Below are 21963 nucleotides of genomic sequence, written 5' to 3' on the forward strand. Positions count from 1 at the left end.
GCGAAGGCCGGAGGCCGAGGCGATGACGCGCGATCAGGCCGAGTTCTACGACGCGCTGGAGACGCGCAGCGCCGATGCGCGCGCCGCGGCGATGGCGGCGCTGCTGCCGCGCGTGGTGGAGGGGGCCCGCGCGCTGCCCTACTACGCCGATGCGCTGGCGGGCGTCGACGCGCAGGCCGTCACCGATCCTGCCACGCTGGCGAGGCTGCCGGTGACGCGCAAATCGCTGCTGGTCGGGCAGCAGGCGGAACGGCCGCCCTTCGCCGGCCTCGCGCCCGCGGCGGGCATCGCCCGCGTCTTCGCCTCGCCTGGCCCGATCTACGAGGCGCAGCCGGACACGCCCGATCCCTGGCGCTTTGCCCGCGCGTTGCACGCCACCGGCCTGCGGGCCGGCGACCTGGTGCACAACTGCTTCGCCTACCACTTCACGCCGGCCGGCTTCATGCTGGATGCCGGCGCGTGCGCACTGGGCTGCCCGGTCTTTCCCGCCGGCACCGGCAATACGGAGATGCAGGCGCGCGCCGCGGCGCATCTTCGCCCGCGCGCCTATAGCGGCACGCCGGATTTCCTGAAGACGATCCTGGAGAAGGCTGACGAACTGGGCCTCGACCTGTCGTTCCTGACGCTCGGCCATGTCACCGGCGGCGCCTATCTGCCGACGCTCCGCGCCTGGTATGCCGCGCGCGGGATGACCGTGCTGCAAAGCTACGGCACGGCCGATCTCGGCCTGATCGCCTATGAGAGCGCGGCACGCGAGGGGCTGATCCTCGACGAGGGCGTGCTGCTGGAGATCGTCCGCCCGGGCACCGGCGACCCGCTGCCGGATGGCGAGGTGGGCGAGGTGGTGGTCACCACGCTCGATCCGCGCCACCCGCTGCTCCGCTTCGCCACCGGCGACCTCTCCGCTATCCTCCCCGGGGCCTCGCCCTGCGGCCGCACCAATCGCCGCATCAAGGGCTGGATGGGACGTGCCGACCAGGCGGCGAAGGTGCGCGGCATGTTCGTGCGGCCGGAGCAGGTGGCCGAGGTGCTGCGGGCCGTGCCGGCGGTGGCGAAGGCGCGGCTGGTCGTCTCGCTGGAAGGCGACCGTGATACGATGCTGCTGCGGGCCGAGGCGACGGCACCCGACGATTCGCTGGCGGCGCGCCTGGCCGAGGCGCTGCAGGCCGCCACCAAGCTGCGCGGCCAGGTGGAACTGGTGCCGCCGGGCGGCCTGCCGAATGACGGCAAGGTCATCGACGACACTCGGCCGGTGCCGGCCTGATGCTGCCGAAGGGCCGCAGCTACGACGCGATCCGCGCGGCATTTCGCTGGCGGGTGCCGGAGCGATACAATCTCGGCGTCGATTGCTGCGACCGCTGGGCCGATGGCAGCGGCCGCACGGCGTTGCTGCACCTGCAGGCGGATGGGCGGCTGCACCGGATCAGCTTCGATGCGCTGAAGGCGGACAGCAACCGGCTGGCCAATGTGCTGCGGGCGCGGGGGATCGGCGCGGGAGACCGTGTGGGCGTGCTGCTGCCGCAGCTGCCGGAGGCGGCGGTGGCGCATCTCGCCATCTACAAGCTGGGCGCCATTGCGGTGCCGCTGTTCCAGCTGTTCCAGGAACAGGCGCTGGAGTTCCGGCTGGCCGACAGCGGCGCCGCGGCGCTGGTGACGGATGCGGTGGGCCTGCCCAAGCTGGCCGGCATCCGGGACCGGCTGCCGGCGCTTCGCCTGGTGCTGAGCGCCGACGGAGCGGCCGAAGGCGCGTTGGACCTGCACGGGCAGATGGCGCGCGCCTCGGACGATTTCGCGCCGGTGGATACGGCGGCCGACGATCCCGCGATCATCATCTACACCTCCGGCACGACCGGCGCGCCGAAGGGGGCGCTGCATGCGCACCGCGTGCTGCTCGGCCATCTGCCGGGAGTGGAGATGCCGCAGGACCTGTTCCCGAAGCCGGGGGACCTGTTCTGGACCCCGGCGGACTGGGCCTGGGTGGGCGGGCTGTTCGACGTGCTGCTGCCCAGCCTGCACCATGGCGTGCCGGTGCTGGCGCACCGCATGGCGAAGTTCGACCCGGAATTCGCTTTCCGCCTGATGGCGCGCCACCAGGTTCGCAATGCCTTCCTGCCGCCGACCGCGCTGAAGCTGATGCGCGGCGTGCCGCGCGCCGCGCAGTACGGCGCGCATCCGCGCAGTATCGGATCGGGCGGCGAGACGCTGGGGGCGGAGCTGCTCGACTGGGGCCGCAGCGCCTTCGGCGTGACGATCAACGAATTCTACGGCCAGACGGAATGCAACCTCGTCGTTTCGTCCTGCGCCACGCTCATGCCGACGCGCCCGGGGTGGATGGGCCGCGCGGTGCCGGGCCATGAGGTGGCGGTGGTGGACCCGCAGGGTCATCCGCTCCTGCCGGGCGAGGTCGGCACCATCGCCATCCGCCAGCCCGACCCCGTGATGTTCCTCGGCTACTGGAACAACCCGGCCGCGACCGCGGCGAAATTCGCCGGCGACTGGCTGCTGACCGGCGACCAGGGTGTGATGGATGGCGAGGGCTGGTTCCGCTTCATCGGCCGCGACGACGACGTCATTACCTCCGCCGGCTATCGCATCGGCCCGGGCGAGATCGAGGACTGCCTGCTGCGCCATCCCGCCGTTGCGATGGCCGCCGTGATCGGCCTGCCGGATCCGGTGCGGACGGAAGCGGTGACGGCCGTCATCGTTCCGGCACCCGGCGCCGCGACCGGCCCGGACCTGGTCGCCGAGCTGCAGGACCAGGTGCGTACCCGCCTCGCCGCGCATTGCTACCCGAGGCGGGTGATCTTCGAGGACGCGCTGCCGCTGACCGCCACCGGCAAGGTGATGCGCGGCGAGTTGCGGCGCCGCATGATGCAGGAGGGGCGCTGATGCCCGGCAATGTGACGATCCCCGGCCTCGATTTCGGCCTGGGCGACGAGATCGACATGCTGCGCGAGAGCGTGAAGGGCTTCGCGGATGCGCGCGTCGCCCCGATCGCCGGTGAGATCGACCGCAGCGACGAGTTCCCGCGGCATCTCTGGCCGGAGATGGGCGCGCTCGGCCTGCACGGGATCACGGTCGAGGAGGAATGGGGCGGCGCCGGCATGGGCTATCTGGCGCATTGCGTGGCGATGGAGGAGATCAGCCGCGCCAGCGCGTCCGTCGGTCTCTCCTATGGTGCGCATTCCAACCTCTGCGTGAACCAGATCCGCCGCAACGGGACGGAGGACCAGAAGCGCCGCTACCTGCCGAAGCTGATCAGCGGCGAGCATCTGGGCGCGCTGGCGATGAGCGAGCCGGGTGCCGGCAGCGACGTCGTCTCGATGAAATTGCGGGCGGACAAGCGCGGCGACCGCTACGTCCTGAACGGCACGAAACTCTGGATCACCAATGCGCACTACGCCGAGACGCTGGTGGTCTATGCGAAGACCGAGCCGGAGGCGGGGCCGCGCGGCATCACCGCCTTCCTGGTCGAGCGCGGCTTCAAGGGCTTCCGCCCGGCGCAGAAGCTGGACAAGCTCGGCATGCGCGGCTCCCCCACCTCCGAACTGGTGTTCGAGGATTGCGAGGTTCCGGCCGAGAATGTGCTCGGGCGCGTGAACGACGGCGTGCGCGTGCTGATGTCCGGCCTCGACTACGAACGCGCGGTGCTGGCGGCCGGGCCGCTCGGCATCATGCAGGCGGCGCTCGACGTCGTCGTGCCCTATATCCATGAGCGCAAGCAGTTCGGCCAGGCGATCGGCGAGTTCCAGCTGATCCAGGGCAAGGTCGCGGACATGTACACGGCGCTGAATGCCTGCCGCGCCTATGTCTATGCCGTGGCGCGGTCCTGCGACCGCGGCCAGACCACGCGGAAGGATGCCGCCGGAGCCATCCTCTACGCGGCGGAGGCAGCGACGAAGATCGCGCTGGATGCTATCCAGATCCTTGGCGGCATGGGCTACATCAACGACACGCCGACCGGCCGCCTGCTGCGCGATGCCAAGCTCTACGAGATCGGCGCCGGCACCAGCGAGATCCGCCGTATGCTGATCGGCCGCGAGCTTTTCCGCGAGACGGCATGAGCATCCTCGCTTCGGGCATCGACACGCGCGGCAGCGAGTTCCGCGCCAATACGGCGCATATGCGCGGGCTGCTGGCGGAACTGTCGGACCGTACCGCCGAGGCGGCGCAGGGCGGGCCGGAGGCGTCGCGGCAGCGCCACCTTTCGCGCGGCAAGCTGCTGCCGCGGGAGAGGGTGGAGCGGCTGCTCGACCCCGGCGCGCCATTCCTCGAGCTCTCGCCGCTGGCGGCGCATGGGATGTATGGGGGGGATGTGCCGGCGGGCGGCATCCTGACCGGCATCGGCCGCGTCGCCGGGCGCGAATGCGTCATCGTCGCCAACGACGCGACGGTGAAGGGCGGCACCTACTACCCCATCACGGTGAAGAAGCATCTCCGGGCGCAGGAGGTGGCGCAGCAGAACCGGCTGCCCTGCCTCTACCTGGTGGACAGCGGCGGCGCCAACCTGCCGAACCAGGACGAGATCTTCCCCGACCGCGACCATTTCGGCCGGATCTTCTACAACCAGGCGACCATGTCCTCGCTCGGCATTCCGCAGGTCGCGGTGGTGATGGGCAGCTGCACCGCCGGCGGCGCCTATGTCCCGGCCATGTGCGACGAGGCGATCATCGTCCGCAACCAGGGCACGATCTTCCTCGCGGGCCCGCCGCTGGTGAAGGCCGCGACCGGTGAGGTCGTCTCGGCCGAGGATCTCGGCGGCGCCGATGTGCATACGCGGCTGTCGGGCGTCGCCGACCATTTCGCGGCGGACGACATGCATGCGCTCGGGCTCGCCCGGCGCATCGTCGGCCACCTGGCGTCGACGCGGCCAATGGTCGGGGATCTCGCCGCGCCGGCGCCGCCGCGCTACGACCCGGCGGAGCTGCATGGCATCATCCCGCAGGATGTCCGCCAACCCTATGATGTGCGGGAGGTGATCGCGCGCATCGTGGACGGCTCGGAACTGGACGAGTTCAAGGCGCGCTACGGCACCACCCTGGTCTGCGGCTTCGCCCGCATCTGGGGCCGGCCGGTCGGCATCGTCGCCAACAACGGCATCCTGTTCTCCGAATCGGCGCTGAAGGGCGCGCATTTCGTCGAGCTGTGCAGCCAGCGGAACATCCCGCTGCTCTTCCTGCAGAACATCGCCGGCTTCATGGTCGGCCGGAAATACGAGACGGGCGGCATCGCCAGGGACGGCGCCAAGCTGGTCACCGCGGTGGCCACGACCAGCGTGCCGAAATTCACCGTCATCATCGGCGGCAGCTTCGGCGCCGGCAATTACGGCATGTGCGGCCGCGCCTATTCGCCGCGGCTGCTCTTCACCTGGCCGAACAGCCGCATCTCCGTCATGGGCGGCGAACAGGCGGCCAGCGTGCTGGCCACGGTGCGGCGGGACAATCTGGAGGCTGCAGGCAAGGACTGGCCCACCGCGGCGGAGGAGGCGTTCAAGGCGCCGATCCGGGCGCAGTACGAAGCGCAGGGCTCGCCCTACTACGCCACGGCGCGGCTCTGGGACGACGGCATCATCGATCCCGCCCTGACGCGCGACGTGATCGGGCTTGGCCTTGCCGCCGCGGCGAATGCGCCCGTCGCGCCGACGCGCTTCGGCATCTTCCGGATGTGATGGCGATGTTCCGCACCCTGCTCATCGCCAACCGCGGCGAGATCGCCTGCCGCATCATCCGCACCGCGCGCCGCCTCGGCATCCGCACCGTCGCGGTCTTCTCCGAGGCGGATGCCCGGTCGCAGCATGTCGCGCTGGCGGATGCGGCCTTTCCGATCGGCCCGGCCCGCGCGTCGGACAGCTACCTCCGCACGGATCGCATCCTCGCCGCCGCGCAGGCAAGTGGCGCAGAGGCGGTGCATCCCGGCTATGGCTTCCTGTCGGAGAATGCCGGCTTCGCCGAGGCCTGCGCCGCGGCGGGCATCGCCTTCGTCGGCCCGCCGCCCGCCGCCATCCGCGCCATGGGGAGCAAGGCCGAAAGCAAGCGGCTGATGGAGCAGGCCGGCGTGCCCATCGTGCCGGGCTATCATGGGGATGCGCAGGACGAAGCCGTCCTCGCCGACCAGGCCGGGCGCATCGGCTTCCCGGTGCTGATCAAGGCCAGCGCCGGCGGCGGCGGCAAGGGCATGCGCCCGGTCCTGCGCCCCGAGGAATTCGCCGCCCAGCTTGCTGGTGCCCGGCGGGAGGCGAAGGCCGCCTTCGGCGATGACCGCGTGCTGCTGGAACGCTACCTGCAGAAGCCGCGGCACGTGGAGGTGCAGGTCTTCGCCGACAGCCAGGGGAACACCATCCACCTGCACACGCGCGACTGTTCCGTCCAGCGCCGCCACCAGAAGGTGCTGGAGGAGGCGCCGGCGCCCGACCTCTCGCCCGCCTTGCGCGCCCGGCTGCACGCGGCGGCGGTCGCCGCGGCGCGCGCGGTCGGCTATGTCTCGGCCGGGACGGTGGAGTTCATCGTGGAAGGCGACGACGCCTTCTTCATGGAGATGAACACCCGGCTGCAGGTGGAGCATCCGGTGACGGAGATGGTCACCGGCCTCGACCTCGTGGAATGGCAGTTGCGCGTCGCCGCGGGCGAGCCCCTGCCGCTGCGGGAAGCGCCGGCGCCGCACGGCCACAGCGTCGAGGTACGCTTGTACGCCGAGGATCCGGCGCAGGAATTCCGCCCCTCCACCGGGCCGCTGCGGCGCTTCGCGCTGCCGGCGCCCGCCCCCGACCTGCGGATCGAGAGCGGCGTCGTCGAGGGCGACGCCATCACGCCCTTCTACGACCCGATGATCGCCAAGCTGGTCGCCTGGGGACCGGACCGGGGCGGCGCCCTGGCGCGGCTGGGTGCCGCGCTGGCCGAATGCCGGATCGCCGGCATCACGTCCAATCTCGGCTTCCTGCAGCGGCTGGTGGCGCATCCCGCCATGCGGGCGGCGGAGCTCGACACCGGCTTCGCCGGGCGCTTCGCAACCGACCTGCAGCCGCCGCCGCGCCCGGCGGCGCCACTGGCGCTGGCCGCGGCGGCGCTGGAGGCGCTGCTGCCCGCGGGCGCCGCCCCGCCCGCCGATCCCTGGGACCGGTGCGATGGCTGGCGGCTGCAGGGCAAGGGCTCGCGGCTCTTGCACCTCGGGGAGGGCGAGGCGGTGCATCGCCTGCGCCTGGAACATGCGGGCGCCGGCTGGCGCGTGGCGCTCGACGGCACCGAAACCGACCTTGCTGGCCACCGGCTGGACGGCGCGTTGCAGGTCTCGCTGGGCGGGGCGGTGCACCGTATCCCGGTGCTGCGCGATGGCGCTTCCGTGCAGGTCCTGCTGCCGGAGGGCGCCTGGACGTTCCGCCTGCTCGATCCCTATGCGCCGCCGGGCGGGGAGGCGGCGGGGCAGGGGCGGCTTTCCGCGCCCATTCCCGGCCGCGTCGTCCAGGTGCTGGTGACGCCAGGCGAGGCCGTCACGCGCGGCCAGGTGCTGGCGGTGCTGGAGGCGATGAAGACCGAGTTGCGCATCACCGCGCCCGCCGACGGCGTGGTGGCGCATATCGGCTGCGCCGCCGGCGACACGGTGGAGGAGGGGACGGAACTCGTCACCCTCGCCGCGCCAGGGTGACGCGGTGCGCCGGGCCTACAGCCCGTAAACCGCCTTGGCGTTGCCGGCGAAGATGGCGCGCCGTTCCGCCTCGCTCATCTGGCATTTGAAGGCGTAGCGCGGGTCGTCGCTGTCCCAGTGCGGATAGTCGGTGGCGAAGAGCAGCCGGTCCCAGCCGATCCAGTCGATCAGCTTGCGCAGGTGCTCGGGCTGCTCCGGCTCCTCGATCGGCTGGGTGGTGAACCAGAAATTCGATTTCAGGTAGTCGGAAGGCTGGCGCGTCAGGTGCGGGACCTCGCTGCGCAGTTGCGGCCAGTGGCTGTCCATCCGCCAGCCGAGCCCGGGGACCCAGCCGAAGCCGCCCTCGATCACCACCAGCTTCAGTGTCGGGAAGCGCTCCGTCACGCCCTCCAGAATGAAGCTCGCCACCATGGCGGCCAGCGACATCGCGACGGCCGCATGCTCCTCGTAGTAGTAGGACGGCCAGCCGCCGGCGGCGACGGAATGGCCGCTGGTGCCCAGCGTGTGCAGGCCGAGCGGCAGGTTGTGGTGCGCCGCCGCCTCGTAGATCGGCCAGTAGCGGCGGCTGCCCAGCGGCTCCAGCGCCCGCGTCACCATGGAGACCTGCACGAAGTCGGGGTGCCCGGCCCAGCGCTCGATCTCCCGCACCGAGGCCGCGGCATCCTCCCCCGGCACCGCGATGGTGCCCTTCAGCCGCTTGTCCTTCGACGTCCAGTCGTCATGCTGCCATTCGTTCACCGCGCAGGACACCGCCTCGGCGAAACCCGGCACGCGTTCGTCCATGCCGCGCACGGTGAGCGGCTGCAGCATCCCGTATTCGATGTCGTGGAAATCGAGATGCTGGGCCCGCATGAAGTCGAGGTCGCTGCCCGGCGGTCCGCCATTCGGCGGCCAGGAATCGCGGCGCGACAGGGCCGGCGCCGATTTCGGGTAGGGGTAGGTGGTGGTGAAGGGCTGGCGCAGCCTCAGGCCGTATTCGCGGCGGTGCTGCCGCCAGCGCGGCGGCAGCCAGCGGTCCAGCTCCTCGGCCGAGCGCATGGCCGGGTGCACGTCGCAATCGACGATCCGCAGCCGGGTCTCCGCCCGGGTGTCGGGACGCTGCAGGGTGGAGGCACTCATGGCTCGCTCTCCTTCAGCCGGGGATAGGTGGCCAGCGCGTTCTCGCGCAGCACGCGGTGCCGCAGCCGCTCGGGCAGGCCGGGCGGCAGCGCCTCCGTGCCCTCGAAACGCCAATGCGGCCAGTCGGTGGCGAACAGCAGCAGGTCGTCGCTGCCGATGATCTCGAGCAGGGCGGCAAGGTCGGCGGGATCGGGCGGCGCATCGATCGGCTGGACGGAGATGCGCACATGGTCGCGGAAGATGGCGGCCGGGTCGCGGTCCACCCAGGGCACCTCCCGACGCAGGGCGCGCCATTCCTTGGTGCCGCGCCAGAGGAAGCTCGGCACCCAGCCGATGCCGGCATTCAGCAGCACGAGCCGCAGCCGGGGGAAGCGGCTGAACACGCCCTCGGCGATCAGCGAGAGAAGCTGGCTCTGGAAGGTCTGGGCGAAATTGACATGGTCCTCGATCAGGTAGGTCGGCCAGCCATTCGCCGTCGGCGCGTATCGCGTCGCGCTCGCCACCTGCAGCGCCACGGGCATGCCGTGCCGCTCCGCCGCCTCGAAGATCGGCCAGTTCGCCCGCCGGCCCAGCAAGGTCTCCGCGGCGCCCAGCATCAGGACCTGGACGAAGCGGCGGTCCGGGGCGCGGCGCTCGATCTCCTGCACCGCGAGCTCGGGGCTCTCGACCGGCACCAGGATGCCGGCCCGCAGCCGGTCGTCCTTGTCCAGCCACTCCCGCGCCACCCAGTCATTGGTGGCGCGGCACAGCGCCGCGGCCATGTCGATGTTGTGCAGCGCCGGCGCGCCGAACAGGGTGTTGAGGATGCCGATGCCGGTCCCGAAGGGCTCCAGCACCTGCTCGCGGAGCAGGTCGAGATTGCCCGCCGCCAGGCCCGTCGCGGGTCGCCAATCCTGCCGGACGCTCAGCGGCGCCTCCGGCGGCCAGAGCGAGAGGTCGAGGTTGTCGAGTCCGCGGGAGGTGATCTCCTCCCGCCAATGCTGGTCGAGATAGGGCAGCAGCGCCATGCAGCCGGGCAGCGCCGGATGCAGGTCGCAATCGATCGCGCCGCGCGTGTCGGCCGACATGGGCATCCTCCTCCGCCTGCACGGCCGCCGTGGCGGCGGGCAAGCTGGCCGGGTTGCCGCCGCGCGGTCCCGCCATGCTTGCGGGCAGCATGGGTGCCGGGGGTGCCGGGGTCAACCGCCGCCGGGCCGCGGCCCGGGCGCTCAGGTTTCGATGACGACGTAGTCCTCTTCCACCCGCACCGGCACCGTCTCCGCGACATAGGGGCCCTGCACCAGGCTGGCGCCGGGCGCCACCGCCACCGGATAGGGCCGGATGCGGATGCGGGAGGGGTCGCACCAGGACTGGCCGGTGCGGATGTCGAACTCCCAGCCATGCCAGGGGCAGCGGATGATCTCGCCGGCGCGGGACAGCGTGAACTCGCCCGGCCGGTCGGAGGTGACGAGGCCGGTGATCTCGCCCTCGCACAGGCCGGCGCCCTGGTGCGGGCAGCGGTTCACCAGGGCGAAGAATTCGCCCCCAGGTTGAACACGACGATGGGCCGCCCCCTGACCTCCACCAGCCGCCGGCTGCCGGGCGGCAGGTCGGACACCGCGGCGACGACATGCTTGCCCATGGCCTGGCCGACCCTTCCCTCCCGTTGGCCGGACGCTATCACCCGGGCCCGGCGCCGGCCACCGCCGGCTCCGCCAGGTGGCAGGCCACCGCGCCGCCCCGGCCATCGGCGCGCAGCGCCGGCTCGACCTCCCGGCAGATGGGCTGCGCCAGCGGGCAGCGGGTGACGAAGCGGCAGCCTTGCGGCGGGCTGATCGGGTTCGGCGGCTCCCCCGGCAGCGGCGCGCTGCGGCGGCCGCGTTCCAGCGCCGGGTCCGGCACCGGCACCGCGGCGATCAGCGTCCGGGTGTAGGGGTGCAGCGGCGCGCGGAACAGCGCCTCGGCCGGCGCCACCTCCATGACCTTGCCGAGGTAGAGCACGACGATGCGGTCGCAGACATGCCGCATCACGGCCAGGTCGTGGGCGATGAACAGGTAGGTCAGCCCGAAGCGGTCCTGCAGCTCCACCATCAGGTTGATGATCTGCGCCTGGATGTTGACGTCGAGCGCCGAGACCGGCTCGTCCGCCACCACCAGGTCCGGCTGCAGCGCGAGCGCCCGGGCGATGGAGATGCGCTGCCGCTGCCCGCCGGAGAATTCATGCGGGAAGCGGGCGGCGGCGCGCGCCGGCAGGTTCACGATGTCGAGCAGCTCCGCCACCCGCCGCGCCGCCGCCGCCCGGTCCGCGACGATGCCGTGCAGCAGCAGCGGCCCGGCCAGGATCTCGCCCACCGCCATCCGCGGATTCAGCGAGCCATAGGGGTCCTGGAAGATCATCTGCATCCGCCGCCGCAGCGGCCGGATCGCCGCCTGCGGCAGATGCGTGATGTCCTGCCCGGCGAAGCGGATGCTGCCCGCGGTCGGCTCGTGCAGCCGGGTGACCAGCCGCGCCAGGGTGGACTTGCCGCAGCCGGATTCGCCGACCAGGCCGACCGTCTCGCCGCGCCGCACCACCAAGTCCACGCCGTCCACCGCGCGCAGGATGCGGCGCGGCGCGAAGACGCCCTCGCGCGGCAAGGCGAAATGCTTGGCGACGCCGCTGAGGACCAGCAGCGGCTCGGCCTCCGCCGGCGGCGGCGGCGCGGCCGGGCGCGGCCGCGCCGGGGTGAGCAGCGCCCCGCCGCCCTGCGTCACCCAGCAGCGGCTCGCGCGGCCGGGACCGACCGGCAGCAGCGCCGGATGCTCGGCGCAGCGCGCCACGGCGAAGGGGCAGCGGGCGCGGAAGCGGCAGCCTTCCGGCCAGGCGCGCGGGTCGGGCGGCTGGCCTTCGATGGTGGTCAGCCGCCGCCCCTCGGTCGCGGCGTCCAGGCGCGGCGCGGCATTCAGCAGCGCCCAGGTATAGGGGTGCCGCGGGTCGCCCAGCAGCGCCTCGGGCGAGCCCTCCTCCACCACCTCCCCGGCATACATGACCAGCACGCGGGAACAGAGATTGGCGATGACGCCGAGATCGTGGCTGATCAGGATCACCGCGGTGCCGAGATCGGCGTTCAGCCCGCGCAGCAGCTCCAGGATCTGCGCCTGGATGGTGACGTCGAGCGCGGTGGTCGGCTCGTCGGCGATCAGCAGCGCCGGCTCGTTCGAGACGCCCATGGCCAGCATCACCCGCTGCCGCATGCCGCCGGAATACTGGTGCGGGTAGCTGCGCACCGCCCGCGCCGGCGCCGGCACGCCCATGCGGCCGAGCAGCGCCAGCGCCCGCGCCCGCGCCGCGGCGGCGGTGAAGCGGCCATGCGCCGTCATCGCCTCGACCAGCTGCCGGGCGATGCGCAGCACCGGGTTCAGTGACGTCATCGGGTCCTGGAAGACCATGGCGATGTCGCGGCCGCGCACCTCGCGGATCGCCTCCTCGTCCAGCGTCGCCAAGTCCCGGCCGCGGAAGGTCACGCTGCCGCCGACGATCCGCGCCGGCTCCTCCAGCAGGCGCATGATGGACTTGGCGCAGACGCTCTTGCCCGACCCGCTCTCGCCGACGATGCCCAGCGTCTCGCCGCGCCGCAGGTCGAAGCTGACGCCGTCCACCGCCCGCACCGGGCCGGCATCGGTCAGGAACCAGGTGCGCAGGTCGCGCACCTGAAGCAGAGGGTCATCGGGTCCGTGCATGGGGGTCCAGCCAGTCGCGCAGCCCGTCGCCGACGAAGTTGAAGCCCATCACCACGGTCAGGATCGCGAGGCCCGGGAAGGTCGCCACCCACCATTGCTGCACCAGCTGGCGGCCTTCGCCCACCATGGCGCCCCATTCCGCGGTGGGCGGAATGGTGCCGAGGCCGAGGAAGGACAGGCCGGCGAAGACCAGGATGGCGTTGCCGAGGTCGAGCGTGACCAAGACGATCAGCGGCCCGAGCGCGTTGGGCAGGATCTGCCGCAGCAGGATATGCGATGGCGGGAAGCCGATGGACCGTGCGGCTTCCACGTATTCCAGGTTGCGCTGGGCCAGCACCAGGCTGCGGGCCAGCCGGGCGAATTTCGGCCACCACACCACCAGCATGGCGATGCAGGTATTCGCCGTGCCGATGCCCAGCGCGGCGGCGATCGCCATCGCCAGGATGATCGGCGGGAAGCAGAAGACCAGGTCGGTGAGGCGCATCATCGCCTCCTCCGCCCAGCGGCCGGCATAGGCGGCCACCGCGCCGACCAGCGTGCCGAACAGCGCGCCGAGCAGGACGACGACGAAGCCGACCGAGAGGGAGACGCGGGCGCCGTGGACCACCCGCGACAGCACGTCCCGCCCCAGGGTGTCGGTGCCCAGCCAATGCGCGGCGGAAGGCGGCCGCAGCCGCGCCGCGACATCGACGAAATCGGGCGGGTAGGGGGCGATCCACGGGGCGGCGAGGGCGGCCAGCACCCAGGCGAGGATCACCCCGCCGCCGAAGGCCGCCAGCCCGTAGCGGCGGCGCCAGCGCTGCCCGGGCGTCGCCACCGCCGGCAGGGCGGTGGCGCTCATCCCTTCACCACGCGCGGGTCCAGCAGGGCATAGGACAGGTCCACCAGGATGTTCACCGCGACGAAGACCACCGCGACGATCATGGTGATGCCCATGATGGCGGGGAAGTCGAGCGCGACCGCGCTCTGGTAGGTGTAGCGGCCGAGGCCGGGCCAGGAGAACACCGTCTCGGTCAGCACCGCGCCCGACAGCAGGTTGGCATAGGCCAGGCCGCCCAGCGTCACCACCGGCAGCATGGCGTTCGGCGCGGCATGGCCCAGCACGATGGCGCGCCGGCGCAGCCCCTTGGCGCGGGCGACGCGGACATAGTCCTGCGACAGCGCCTCCAGCATCGCCGCGCGGGTGGTGCGGGTGATGAGGCCGAGCGTGGCGCTGGCCAGCACGATCGAGGGCAGCACCAGATGCGCCGCGGCGTCCTGGAAGGTCTCCCAGTCGCCGGCCAGCAGCGAATCCACCAGCAGCAAGCCGGTCACCCGGTCCGGCGGGAAGGAGACGGGGTCGAGCTGGCCCGGGCCCGGCGCCCAATCCAGCCAGCCATAGAAGACCGCCAGCATGATGAATGCGAGCCAGAAGGTCGGCGCCGAGACGCCGACCAGCGAGACCAGCCGCGCCAGGTTGTCGATCCAGCTGTCGCGCCGCACCGCGGCGAGGATGCCGAGCGGCAGGCCGACCAGCAGCGAGAGCAGGAAGGCGACCGAGGCCAGCTCGATGGTCGCCGGCGCATAGTCCCGGATGTCGGCCAGCACCGGCCGGCGGGAGACGATGGAGCTGCCGAGGTCGCCCTGCAGCAGCCCGCGCAGGAAGATCCAGTAGCGATCCCAGATCGGCAGGTCGAGGCCCCATTTCTGCCGGTACTCGGCGACGGTGGCGGGGTTGGAGGCGGCGAGGTCGCCGAGCTGCGACAGCACCGGGTCGCCCGGGACCGAGTTGGCGATCAGGAACACCGCCAGCGTCGCCAGCAGCACCATGAATGCGGCGGTCAGGAGTCGCGCCGCGACGTAGCGGAGCATGCGGCGCTCAGCCCGCCGGCTTCGCGCCGTCCAGCTCCACCATCCAGCCGGCCGCCGTCAGGTCCAGCCCGGCGACGCTGCGGCGGACCGCCACGCGATAGACCGGCTGGATCAGGACGAAGTGGTTGGCCTGGTCCACCATCATCTCCTGGTACTGCCGCCACAACGTCGCTGCCTTCGCCAGGTCGCGCTCCGCCGCGGCGGCGGCGATCAGCTTGCGGATCGGCGCATCGGGCGGGACGTCCCAATGCACCCGCTTCGCCACGCGGTCCACCGTCGCCGCGGCCCAGAGCAGGTTCTCCGGCGCCGGCGGGTTCCAGAAGGTCAGCGTCGCCTGCAGCTTGCCGCCGAGAAACAGGGTGCGCATGTTCACCTGGTCCATCGGCGCCAGCTCGACCCGGATGCCGACGCGGGCGAGGTCGGCCTGGATCTTCTGCGCGAGGCTCTGATAGGGCACGCCGGCGATGGCGGCGTTGCCGTAGGCGAGCTGGAAGCTGAAGCCCTGCGGCAGCCCGGCCTCGGCTAGCAGCGCTCGGGCGCGCGGCAGATCCTCGCGGAAGCCGATCTCCCTGGTCAGCGCCTCGGTCGAGCCGTTGACGCCGACCGGCAGGAAGCTGGTCGGCCGCACCGCGGCGCCGCCGATCAGGTTCTTTATGATCCCGTCATAGTCGATGGCATGGCCGATCGCCTGCCGCGCCGCCTTCGTCTGCAGCGCCGGATTGTCCGGGCTGGCGACGACGGCCATGTAGATGAAGTCGAGGCTGGTGGCGCCCTTCACCTCGATCGCCGGATTGTCCTTCAGCGTGTCCAGCTGCTCCGGCAGCAGGTTGAAGGCGACGTCGATGTCGCCGCGCTGGATCGCCAGCAGCTGCGCCGCGCTCTCGCCCATGTGCCGGATCAGCACGCGGTCATAGCCAGGGGTGCCTTTCCAGTAATTCGGGTTGCGCACCATCTGGATCTGCTGGTTGCGCTGCCAGCCGACCAGGCGATAGGGCCCGGTGCCGGCGGAATTGGCATTCAGCCAGTCCGTCGCCTTGTCGGTGTCCTTCGCGTCCGGCGCGTCGGTGCCGCCATGCTCAACGACCAGCGCGCGGTCCATGGCGACGAATTCCGGCGCGGCGAGGATGGTCAGCAGCGGCTGCGAGGGATCCGACAGCTCGATGTCGAGCGTCGCGGCATCCACCGCCGTCACCCGGGCGATGTGCCCGACATACTGCGCCGGCTGGTCCTTGATGTTGAGGACGCGGCGCAGGCCGAACTGCACATCCTCGGCCGTCATGGTGCGTCCGGAGGGGAAGCGCACGCCCTGGCGCAGCTTGAACCGCAGCGTCTTGCCGTCCGGCTGCCAGGCCCATTCGGTCGCCAGCTGCGGCCGGATGGTGATGTAGTCGCCCGGCGCGAAGGTCACCAGCGAGTCATAGGCCGCATGGGTCGGCAGCGGGTTGGTGTACTGGTAGACCCGGGCGGGATCGAGCGAGGTCGGGTCGCTGATGTCGAGCCCGATGACCAGCGTGCCGCGCCGGGCTGCATTCTGCGCGGCGGCCGGCCTGGCCCCGGCCAGCAGCGTGCCGAACAGCGCGGCCTGGCCGCCGATGAGGTGGCGCCGGCCGATCCCGACCCGTTCACGCTCCGCCATGATCCCTCCCGCTTGGCCGCCGGGACGCCGCCCGCCGGCGGGGTGGAAGTATGGGACCCAAACGATGCCGAGTGGAATGGCCCCCGCGCGGCGGGGCAACAGCGCCGGCGGCCAGATATGCATGCCCGGAATTGGTTCGCCGCGGCATCGCCCGGCCAAGGCGCGTCCCGGCGCCCGACACTGTGATCGCCGGCCGGCAATGGCCCGGACCGGCAACGGGAACGCCCGGATCGGCTTGCCTGTTCTGTCCGGACGATGAATCGCCCGCACGCCGCTCGATGATCTCGCCGCATGCGGCGCTTGCCGTCCGCTCCGCCATGCGGGGGGCCGCGCTGCGGACCGTGGTCGCCATCCCCGCCCGCGACGAGGCTGCCCGGCTGCCGGACTGCCTGGCCGCGCTTGCCGCGGAATTGCCGGGCACCGCGGTGCGGCCACCCGGCACCGCAATCCTCGTCCTGGCCAACAACTGCCGCGACGGCACCGCCACGGTCGCGCGGGCCATGGCGCCGCGCCTGGCCCTGCCGCTGCTGGTGCTGGAGGCCGGGCTGCCGCCGGCGCTGTCGCATGCCGGAGGCGCCCGCGGCGCCGCCATGGATGCGGCCGCCGCGCTGCTCGGCGATGCGCCGGACGGCGTCCTGCTCTGTACCGATGCCGATGCCCGGCCGGAGCCCGGCTGGCTCGCCGCCAACCTGGCGGCGATCGCCGCCGGGGCGGATGCGGTCGCCGGCAGCATCCGGCCGGATCCGGCCGAGGCCGAGCGCCTGCCGCCGGCGCTGCGGCGGCGGGAGGCGCTGGAAGGGCGCTATGCCGCGCTGCTGGACGCGCTGGCCGCCGGGCTCGACCCGCTGCCGCACGACCCGGGGGGGCATGGCACCGAATCCGGCGCCTCGATCGCGCTGCGCCTCGGCGCCTATCGCGCGGTGGGCGGCGTCCCGGCGGTGCCGGAGGGGGAGGACCGGGCGCTCTTCGCCGCGCTCCGTCGCCAGGATGCCCGCATCCGCCACACCGATGCGGCGCGCGTCGTCGTCTCCTGCCGGCTGGACGGGCGGGCGGGCGGCGGCATGGCGGAGACGCTGCGGCGGCGGCTGGCCGACCCACGGGCGCCGGTGGATGCACGGCTGGAGCCGGCGCACCGGGCTTGGCTGCGCGGCCGCGCGCGGCGGGCGCTGCGCCGCCTCCGTGCCGGGCTGCCGCGCGCCGGCGACCCGCTGCGGCTCCGGCTGGCTCTCGGCATCCCGGCCGACGCCATGCGGCACATCCTGCTGGCGCCCAGCTTCGGCCTGGCCTGGGAGGCGCTGCAGGCGGCGACCCCGGCGCTGCGCCGGCGGCCCGTCCTGCCCGGGGACCTGCCGCGGGAGATCGCGGTGGCAACCCTGCTGCTCGGCGCCCTTCGGGTCAGCGAGCGATCGCGTCCGCAGGCCGGTGCAGCAGGTCCAGCCGGTATTGCGACGCCCGTTCCTGCCGGATGACGGGCAGGCCGGCGGCGGCGAGGAAGCGCTCCGTCGCCGCATCGCCCGAGAGCGGATAATCGGTTTCGCCGATCCAGTGGACCAGCAGCGCCTCGCCCCCCGGCGTCAGCGCGGCGGCGACGCGGGTCGCCAGCCGCGCCAGGTCCGTGGCGTCGAGATAGTAGGCGACCTCCGAGAGCAGGATCAGGTCGAAGCTGCCCTCCGGCCAGTCCCCCGGCACCGCCATGCGCCGGAAGTCCAGGCCGGGCCGGCCGGCGCAGCGGGCGCGGGCGGCGGCAAGCGCCGCCTCGGCGATGTCGATGGCCAACAGGCTGTCGCAGCGCGCGGCAAGCTGCGCGGTCAGCACGCCGATGGAGCAGCCGACCTCCAGCGCGCGCCGGTAGCGCGGCCGCGGCAGGGCGGCGAGGGTGGCGGCGTATTTCGCCCGCTCGTAGTCGCTGCTGGCGAAGCGCCAGGGATCGGGGTCGGCGGCATAGAGCGCCTCGAAATAGTCGCGCGGCAGGCTCGCTTCGGCGCGGCGGGTCACGGCGTCTCCTCCAGCAGCACCTCGAAGTCGCGCGCCGCCAGGGCCAGGGCGGCGGGCGGCAACTGGAAGGCGCCGGGGTCGCCCAGCGTGTCGCTGTGCTGCGAGCGATGCGCGGCGATGGCCCGGCGCTTGGCCTCCAGCACGGCGGCGATGCCGAAGCGGTGGCCGCGCGGCGGGCCGGACAGGTCGGCCGAACCGGGCAGGGGGAAACCGGGCAGGGGATAGGCATAGGCCCAGCCCCAGACCGGGTAGGCCAGCAGCCGCGTCCCGGGCAGCCGCCGCACCACCGCCGCGGCCAGGGCGAAGCTCGCCCGGTGGTCGCCATGCGGGTCGTGCCGCCAGGTGCAGAGGATGGCGCCGGGCGGCGGCGCGGCCAGGGCCAGCACCGCCGCCACCGCGCGGTCGAACGCCGGGCCGGCTTCCGGCACCGCCGTGTCGCGCAGCCGGAGGAAGCGCACCGCGTCGGGCGGCAGGCCGAGCGCCGCGGCGGCGGCCAGCGTCTCCGTCTCCCGAACCGCCCGCAGGCGGTCCGGCGCCACCCCGGGATGCGAGCCGGTGCCGTCGCTGACCACCACCACCCGCACCGGCAGGCCGGCGGCCGCAGCGGCGGCGATCAGCCCGCCGCAGCCGATGGATTCGTCGTCCGGATGCGGCGCCAGCACCAGCGCGCCGCCCGGCCCGAGCACGGCGCGCGGGTCGTCGGTCCCGGGCAGCGCCTCGGCGGCGCGCAGGAAGGCGGCGGCATCCATCGCTAGCGCCAGAGATCGCCGACCGCGGCGGGCGCGGCCAGGACATGCGCGGCGGCGCCGGCCAGCGCCCGGTCCGGCCCCGGCTGTCGGAGATAGGTCGACAGGTCGCGGGCGATCCGCTCGGCCGGGTGCGGCCGCAGGAAGGCGGGCAGACCGATGGCCCGCTCCGCCAGCGCCAGCGCCTCCATGGCCGCCCGCTCCACCGCGATGCGGGCCAGGCCGACGAAGGCGACCGCCGCATCACCGGCATCCGCCGCCTCGGCGCGTTGCGCAGCCGCCTCGGCCCAGAGCCGCGCGGCCTCGGCCTGCATGGCCGCCTCGCCCAGCCGCATCGCCTGGATGGGATCGCCGCCGCGGCCGAGGCGGCGCAGGTGGTCGCGCAGCGCCTCGACCAGCGCCTCCACCCCGCCGGCCTGCACCGCGGCGAAGCGCCAGGCCCCGGCGGCGAAGTCGGGCGGCGTCTCATAGGCGCCCGGCTTCCCGATCAGCGCCGCCTCGGGCAGCGCCAGCCCGGTGAACTCCACCGCCCCGCTGGCCGAGGCGCGCATGCCCTGGGCCGTCCAGCCGGAGAGGTCCGCGCGCTCGCCCACCGCCAGCGGCACCAGCACCAGGCGGGCCGGCGCGTCCGCGTCCTCGATGGCGGTGACCAGGGCACGCTCGACATGGCCGGCGCCCGAGCACAGCACCTTGCGGCCCAGCAGGCGGACGCCGCCGGGCCCGCGTTCCAGCCGCAGCGGCGGCTCGCCCGGCGCGCCGGTGTTCCAGACCGCGAAGAGCCGGCCGGCCCGCGCATCCCGCGCCGCGGCGGCGCGCTGGCCCGCATCGCCATGCGCCAGCACCAGCCGCAGCGCATTGACATGCCCTTCCCAGAGCCGGCCGAGCGGCAGGCTGGCGCGGCCGATCAGCCGCAGCGCCGTGCAGAGCGCGGCGGCGCCCTCCGGCGCCGTGCCCAGCCCGTCGCCGCCCAGCGCTGCGGGCAGCGGCGCGGCGAGCAGCCCGATCCCGTGCAGCGCCGCCACCTCCTCCGCCGGGAAGGCGCCATCGGCGTCACGCGCCGCGGCGCGCGCGGCGATGCCGGGCAGGAGGCCGCGCAGCGCCGCCAGGTGGTCCGGGGCGGCGGCGGGCGGTGCGGAAGGCAGGGGACGGATGAGGGACATGCGCGGCGGCAACGGCGCCGCGCGCCGATGGTTGCGCGCCCGGCCCCGATGCCCGGCGGCGGCGTCAGGCCGGGCCCAGCCGCCCCAGCTCCATCGCCTTGATCTGCAGCGCCAAGTATTTCGAGTTGATCCGGCATTGCGACAGGCCGCCGGCGATGAACCAGGCGCCCTGCTGCGGCGTGCGGCGATACATGTTGTTCAGCTCGCCATCCTCGCCGAGGCCCCAGACCGGCCCGATGCGCGCCGCCATCGCGTCGCCCAGCGCCCGGCGCACCAGCTCCTGCTGCGGGTAGTAGCCGGTGGCGAGCACGATCAGATCGGCCGGCACCACCGTGCCATCCGTCAGCCGCGCGCCGGCGGCGGTGAAGCGCTCGATCCGGTCGTATTGCAGCAGGCCCAGCTCGCCCTTGATCAGCAGGGCGGAGCTGCCGGCATCGAGGTTGTAGCCGCCGCCGCGGCGGAAATACTTCATCTGGTGGCCGGCCTGGTCCTCCCCCATGTCGTGCTTGAAGCCGATGCGCCTGAGGCCATCGATCATCTCCCGGTCCAGCTCCTGCATCCGCTGCGCGACCGCCCTGTAGTTCCGGACGATCAGCGGCGGCGGGGCGGAGGAGACGATGAGGTCGCAATCCTCCAGCAGCCCGCCCTCGTCCCAGACCGCCTCGTTCAGCCGGGCGCTCGGGTCGATGGAGACGACGGTGGTGGAGCCGCGCTGGATGAGCGTCGTGTGCACGCCATGGCTGTGCAGGTCGAGCGCGATGTCGTTGGCGCTGCTGCCGGTGCCGAGGATCAGCGCCCGCTTGCCCGCCCAGGCGGCGCCGCTGTCGAAGCCCTCGGAATGGATGACCTGGCCGGCGAATTCGTCGAGCCCGGGCAGGTCCGGGACCATCGGGTAGCTGCTGACGCCGTTGGCGAAGACCAGGTGCCGCGGCCGCACCACGCGTTCCGACCCGTCGGCCCGCTTCAGCCAGGCGGTCCAGGACCTGGTGTCCTCGTCCCAGGCGCCGCGGGTGAATTCCGTGCCGGTCCAGCAGTTGATCTCCATGGCATCGGCGTAGAACTCGAACCAGTTCCCCAGCATGTCCTTCGGGATGTATTTCGGCCAGGTCGGCGGGAATTCCATGTAGGGCAGGTGGTTGAGGTGGATGGAGTTGTGCAGCGCGAGCGAGTGGTAGCGCCGCCGCCAGCTGTCGCCGATCCGCGGCCATTGCTCGACGACCAGCGTGTCGACGCCGAGCTGGTTGAGCCGCGCGGCGATGGACAGGCCGGCCTGCGCCGCGCCGATGACGAGGACCGCCGGCTCCCGGTCCTCATAGGCCGCGGCCTTCCGGCGCATGTCGGCCCAGTTGTCGCCGCCGAAATTGCGGGAATAGGCGGCGCCGGACGGCCGGTTGGCGCCGATCCTCTCCTCGTGGCCCTCCAGCGCCTCCAGCGTGGTGGAGAGCAGCCAGGCCTGCATGCCCTCCCCGTTCTCGGCCGGCGAGAGGCGGAGGAGGCCGGCGCCGCGGCCCTCGGCGGTGGCGAATGCGAAAATCGCCTCAATGCTCGGGGTGCCGAGGCGGGTGACCTGGCGCGGCGGCCGGCGGCCCGGCGGCAGGTGGAAGCCCCGCGCCGCCGTCGTCGCCTGCCCGGCCGCGAGGCGGGCGGCGATGGCGTCCCGCCCGGCGGCCGAGGCATAGGTCCAGGTGAAGGCGAGCACGTCCCGCCAATGCGAGTCGGCGTGGAACAGGGCGCCGATCCGGGCCGCATCGCGGGATGCCAGCGCCGCCTCGAAGGCCTGCAGCCAGGTCGTGGCGGCCCGCCGGGCCCAGGCGGCGCGCTCATACTCCTGCAGCGACTCGTCGATCTCGTCCATCACCGCCTCCCGTGTCCGCGTCCCGGTCATGCCGCCGGTCCGTCGCCCTGGCTTGCCGCCGGCAGCATGATCCCGCGCCGGGCGCGGTTGTCACGCCGATCCTGCGCGCGCGGCTGGCGCCACGCGCGCGGCGCCCCGCCCCCGGGCCGGGCCGGTGTCCCCGGCGCCGGCGCTCCGACGCCAGCCTGCCGGCACGGCGCCGGCCGCGCCATGGCGATGGCGACCCGGTGCGTGTGGCCCCGTGAGTGTGACCGGGTGAGTGCG

General features: G+C 73.1%; 18 protein-coding genes. 6 read left to right on the top strand and 12 right to left on the bottom strand.

Annotation, left to right across the window (positions count from 1 at the left end):
• Positions 1 to 22: 22 nt before the first annotated feature.
• Genes E2C05_RS06145 through E2C05_RS06165 form a run of 5 tightly spaced genes read left to right on the top strand, consistent with a single transcriptional unit; the run spans position 23 to position 7638 of the window.
• Entirely contained in the window at positions 23 to 1264 is a 1242-nt protein-coding gene (locus tag E2C05_RS06145; RefSeq protein ID WP_133218730.1) for a phenylacetate--CoA ligase family protein, read from the top strand.
• Positions 1264 to 2889: an acyl-CoA synthetase gene (locus E2C05_RS06150; protein ID WP_133218731.1), complete on the top strand. Its 1626-nt coding sequence runs from the start codon at positions 1264 to 1266 to the stop codon at positions 2887 to 2889. The genes E2C05_RS06145 and E2C05_RS06150 overlap by 1 nt, the downstream gene beginning before the upstream one ends.
• The gene (locus tag E2C05_RS06155; RefSeq protein WP_133218732.1) at positions 2889 to 4064 is read left to right on the top strand and encodes an isovaleryl-CoA dehydrogenase; all 1176 of its coding nucleotides are present in this window, start codon (positions 2889 to 2891) and stop codon (positions 4062 to 4064) included. The genes E2C05_RS06150 and E2C05_RS06155 overlap by 1 nt, the downstream gene beginning before the upstream one ends.
• On the top strand, positions 4061 to 5668 hold the full coding sequence (locus E2C05_RS06160; RefSeq protein ID WP_133218733.1) for a carboxyl transferase domain-containing protein: 1608 nt from the start codon (positions 4061 to 4063) through the stop codon (positions 5666 to 5668). The genes E2C05_RS06155 and E2C05_RS06160 overlap by 4 nt, the downstream gene beginning before the upstream one ends.
• Positions 5669 to 5673: 5 nt before the next feature.
• The gene (locus tag E2C05_RS06165) at positions 5674 to 7638 is read left to right on the top strand and encodes an ATP-binding protein (RefSeq protein ID WP_133218749.1); all 1965 of its coding nucleotides are present in this window, start codon (positions 5674 to 5676) and stop codon (positions 7636 to 7638) included.
• Between the two features lie 15 nt (positions 7639 to 7653).
• Here the strand turns inward: E2C05_RS06165 and E2C05_RS06170 are convergent, their stop codons facing one another.
• From E2C05_RS06170 to E2C05_RS06200, 8 genes are all read right to left on the bottom strand, one after another.
• Complete coding sequence (locus E2C05_RS06170) at positions 7654 to 8757, bottom strand: amidohydrolase family protein (protein WP_133218734.1); 1104 nt, start codon at positions 8755 to 8757, stop codon at positions 7654 to 7656.
• Positions 8754 to 9824 carry an amidohydrolase family protein gene (locus E2C05_RS06175; protein WP_200305507.1) on the bottom strand — a complete coding sequence of 357 codons (1071 nt, stop codon included), beginning with the start codon at positions 9822 to 9824 and terminating at the stop codon, positions 8754 to 8756. Before E2C05_RS06175 ends, E2C05_RS06170 begins: the two co-directional genes overlap by 4 nt.
• 141 nt (positions 9825 to 9965) lie before the next feature.
• Positions 9966 to 10262 carry a Rieske (2Fe-2S) protein gene (locus E2C05_RS06180; protein ID WP_240046610.1) on the bottom strand — a complete coding sequence of 99 codons (297 nt, stop codon included), beginning with the start codon at positions 10260 to 10262 and terminating at the stop codon, positions 9966 to 9968.
• Entirely contained in the window at positions 10259 to 10378 is a 120-nt protein-coding gene (locus E2C05_RS35385; RefSeq protein WP_369127891.1) for a Rieske (2Fe-2S) protein, read from the bottom strand. The genes E2C05_RS06180 and E2C05_RS35385 overlap by 4 nt, the downstream gene beginning before the upstream one ends.
• Before the next feature lie 38 nt (positions 10379 to 10416).
• Positions 10417 to 12456, bottom strand: coding sequence for a dipeptide ABC transporter ATP-binding protein (locus E2C05_RS34565; RefSeq protein WP_133218736.1), 2040 nt, complete (start codon positions 12454 to 12456; stop codon positions 10417 to 10419).
• The gene (locus E2C05_RS06190; RefSeq protein WP_133218737.1) at positions 12440 to 13297 is read right to left on the bottom strand and encodes an ABC transporter permease; all 858 of its coding nucleotides are present in this window, start codon (positions 13295 to 13297) and stop codon (positions 12440 to 12442) included. Before E2C05_RS06190 ends, E2C05_RS34565 begins: the two co-directional genes overlap by 17 nt.
• Positions 13294 to 14307, bottom strand: a complete 1014-nt coding sequence (locus E2C05_RS06195) for an ABC transporter permease (protein WP_133218738.1) — start codon at positions 14305 to 14307, stop codon at positions 13294 to 13296. Before E2C05_RS06195 ends, E2C05_RS06190 begins: the two co-directional genes overlap by 4 nt.
• A gap of 7 nt (positions 14308 to 14314) precedes the next feature.
• The gene (locus tag E2C05_RS06200) at positions 14315 to 15943 is read right to left on the bottom strand and encodes an ABC transporter substrate-binding protein (protein ID WP_158291973.1); all 1629 of its coding nucleotides are present in this window, start codon (positions 15941 to 15943) and stop codon (positions 14315 to 14317) included.
• A 317-nt stretch (positions 15944 to 16260) separates the two neighbouring features.
• Here E2C05_RS06200 and E2C05_RS06205 point away from each other — a divergent pair, with 317 nt between their 5' ends.
• On the top strand, positions 16261 to 17412 hold the full coding sequence (locus E2C05_RS06205) for a glycosyltransferase (RefSeq protein WP_205082736.1): 1152 nt from the start codon (positions 16261 to 16263) through the stop codon (positions 17410 to 17412).
• Here the strand turns inward: E2C05_RS06205 and E2C05_RS06210 are convergent.
• The 4 genes from E2C05_RS06210 to E2C05_RS06225 form a co-directional block, all read right to left on the bottom strand.
• The gene (locus tag E2C05_RS06210) at positions 17339 to 17938 is read right to left on the bottom strand and encodes an SAM-dependent methyltransferase (protein WP_133218741.1); all 600 of its coding nucleotides are present in this window, start codon (positions 17936 to 17938) and stop codon (positions 17339 to 17341) included. The genes E2C05_RS06205 and E2C05_RS06210 overlap by 74 nt on opposite strands.
• On the bottom strand, positions 17935 to 18687 hold the full coding sequence (locus E2C05_RS06215; RefSeq protein ID WP_133218742.1) for a PIG-L deacetylase family protein: 753 nt from the start codon (positions 18685 to 18687) through the stop codon (positions 17935 to 17937). Before E2C05_RS06215 ends, E2C05_RS06210 begins: the two co-directional genes overlap by 4 nt.
• Positions 18688 to 18689: 2 nt before the next feature.
• The gene (locus E2C05_RS06220; protein WP_133218743.1) at positions 18690 to 19844 is read right to left on the bottom strand and encodes an acyl-CoA dehydrogenase family protein; all 1155 of its coding nucleotides are present in this window, start codon (positions 19842 to 19844) and stop codon (positions 18690 to 18692) included.
• A 64-nt stretch (positions 19845 to 19908) separates the two neighbouring features.
• A complete protein-coding gene (locus tag E2C05_RS06225) occupies positions 19909 to 21729 on the bottom strand; it encodes a flavin-containing monooxygenase (RefSeq protein ID WP_200305505.1) in 1821 nt (606 codons plus the stop codon).
• Positions 21730 to 21963: the final 234 nt, after the last annotated feature.

This window comes from Paracraurococcus ruber (assembly GCF_004353985.1).
Classification (GTDB): Bacteria; Pseudomonadota; Alphaproteobacteria; order Acetobacterales; family Acetobacteraceae; genus Paracraurococcus; species Paracraurococcus ruber.

Bases quoted from the DNA above. Each gene is read 5' to 3' on its own strand.
- E2C05_RS06145 (WP_133218730.1), top strand. From the start codon at position 23: ATGACGCGCGATCAGGCCGAGTTCTACGACGCGCTGGAGACGCGCAGC.
- E2C05_RS06150 (WP_133218731.1), top strand. From the start codon at position 1,264: ATGCTGCCGAAGGGCCGCAGCTACGACGCGATCCGCGCGGCATTTCGC.
- E2C05_RS06155 (WP_133218732.1), top strand. From the start codon at position 2,889: ATGCCCGGCAATGTGACGATCCCCGGCCTCGATTTCGGCCTGGGCGAC.
- E2C05_RS06160 (WP_133218733.1), top strand. From the start codon at position 4,061: ATGAGCATCCTCGCTTCGGGCATCGACACGCGCGGCAGCGAGTTCCGC.
- E2C05_RS06165 (WP_133218749.1), top strand. From the start codon at position 5,674: ATGTTCCGCACCCTGCTCATCGCCAACCGCGGCGAGATCGCCTGCCGC.
- E2C05_RS06170 (WP_133218734.1), bottom strand. From the start codon at position 8,757: ATGAGTGCCTCCACCCTGCAGCGTCCCGACACCCGGGCGGAGACCCGG.
- E2C05_RS06175 (WP_200305507.1), bottom strand. From the start codon at position 9,824: ATGTCGGCCGACACGCGCGGCGCGATCGATTGCGACCTGCATCCGGCG.
- E2C05_RS35385 (WP_369127891.1), bottom strand. From the start codon at position 10,378: ATGGGCAAGCATGTCGTCGCCGCGGTGTCCGACCTGCCGCCCGGCAGC.
- E2C05_RS34565 (WP_133218736.1), bottom strand. From the start codon at position 12,456: ATGCACGGACCCGATGACCCTCTGCTTCAGGTGCGCGACCTGCGCACC.
- E2C05_RS06190 (WP_133218737.1), bottom strand. From the start codon at position 13,297: ATGAGCGCCACCGCCCTGCCGGCGGTGGCGACGCCCGGGCAGCGCTGG.
- E2C05_RS06195 (WP_133218738.1), bottom strand. From the start codon at position 14,307: ATGCTCCGCTACGTCGCGGCGCGACTCCTGACCGCCGCATTCATGGTG.
- E2C05_RS06200 (WP_158291973.1), bottom strand. From the start codon at position 15,943: ATGGCGGAGCGTGAACGGGTCGGGATCGGCCGGCGCCACCTCATCGGC.
- E2C05_RS06205 (WP_205082736.1), top strand. From the start codon at position 16,261: ATGCGGGGGGCCGCGCTGCGGACCGTGGTCGCCATCCCCGCCCGCGAC.
- E2C05_RS06215 (WP_133218742.1), bottom strand. From the start codon at position 18,687: ATGGATGCCGCCGCCTTCCTGCGCGCCGCCGAGGCGCTGCCCGGGACC.
- E2C05_RS06220 (WP_133218743.1), bottom strand. From the start codon at position 19,844: ATGTCCCTCATCCGTCCCCTGCCTTCCGCACCGCCCGCCGCCGCCCCG.
- E2C05_RS06225 (WP_200305505.1), bottom strand. From the start codon at position 21,729: ATGACCGGGACGCGGACACGGGAGGCGGTGATGGACGAGATCGACGAG.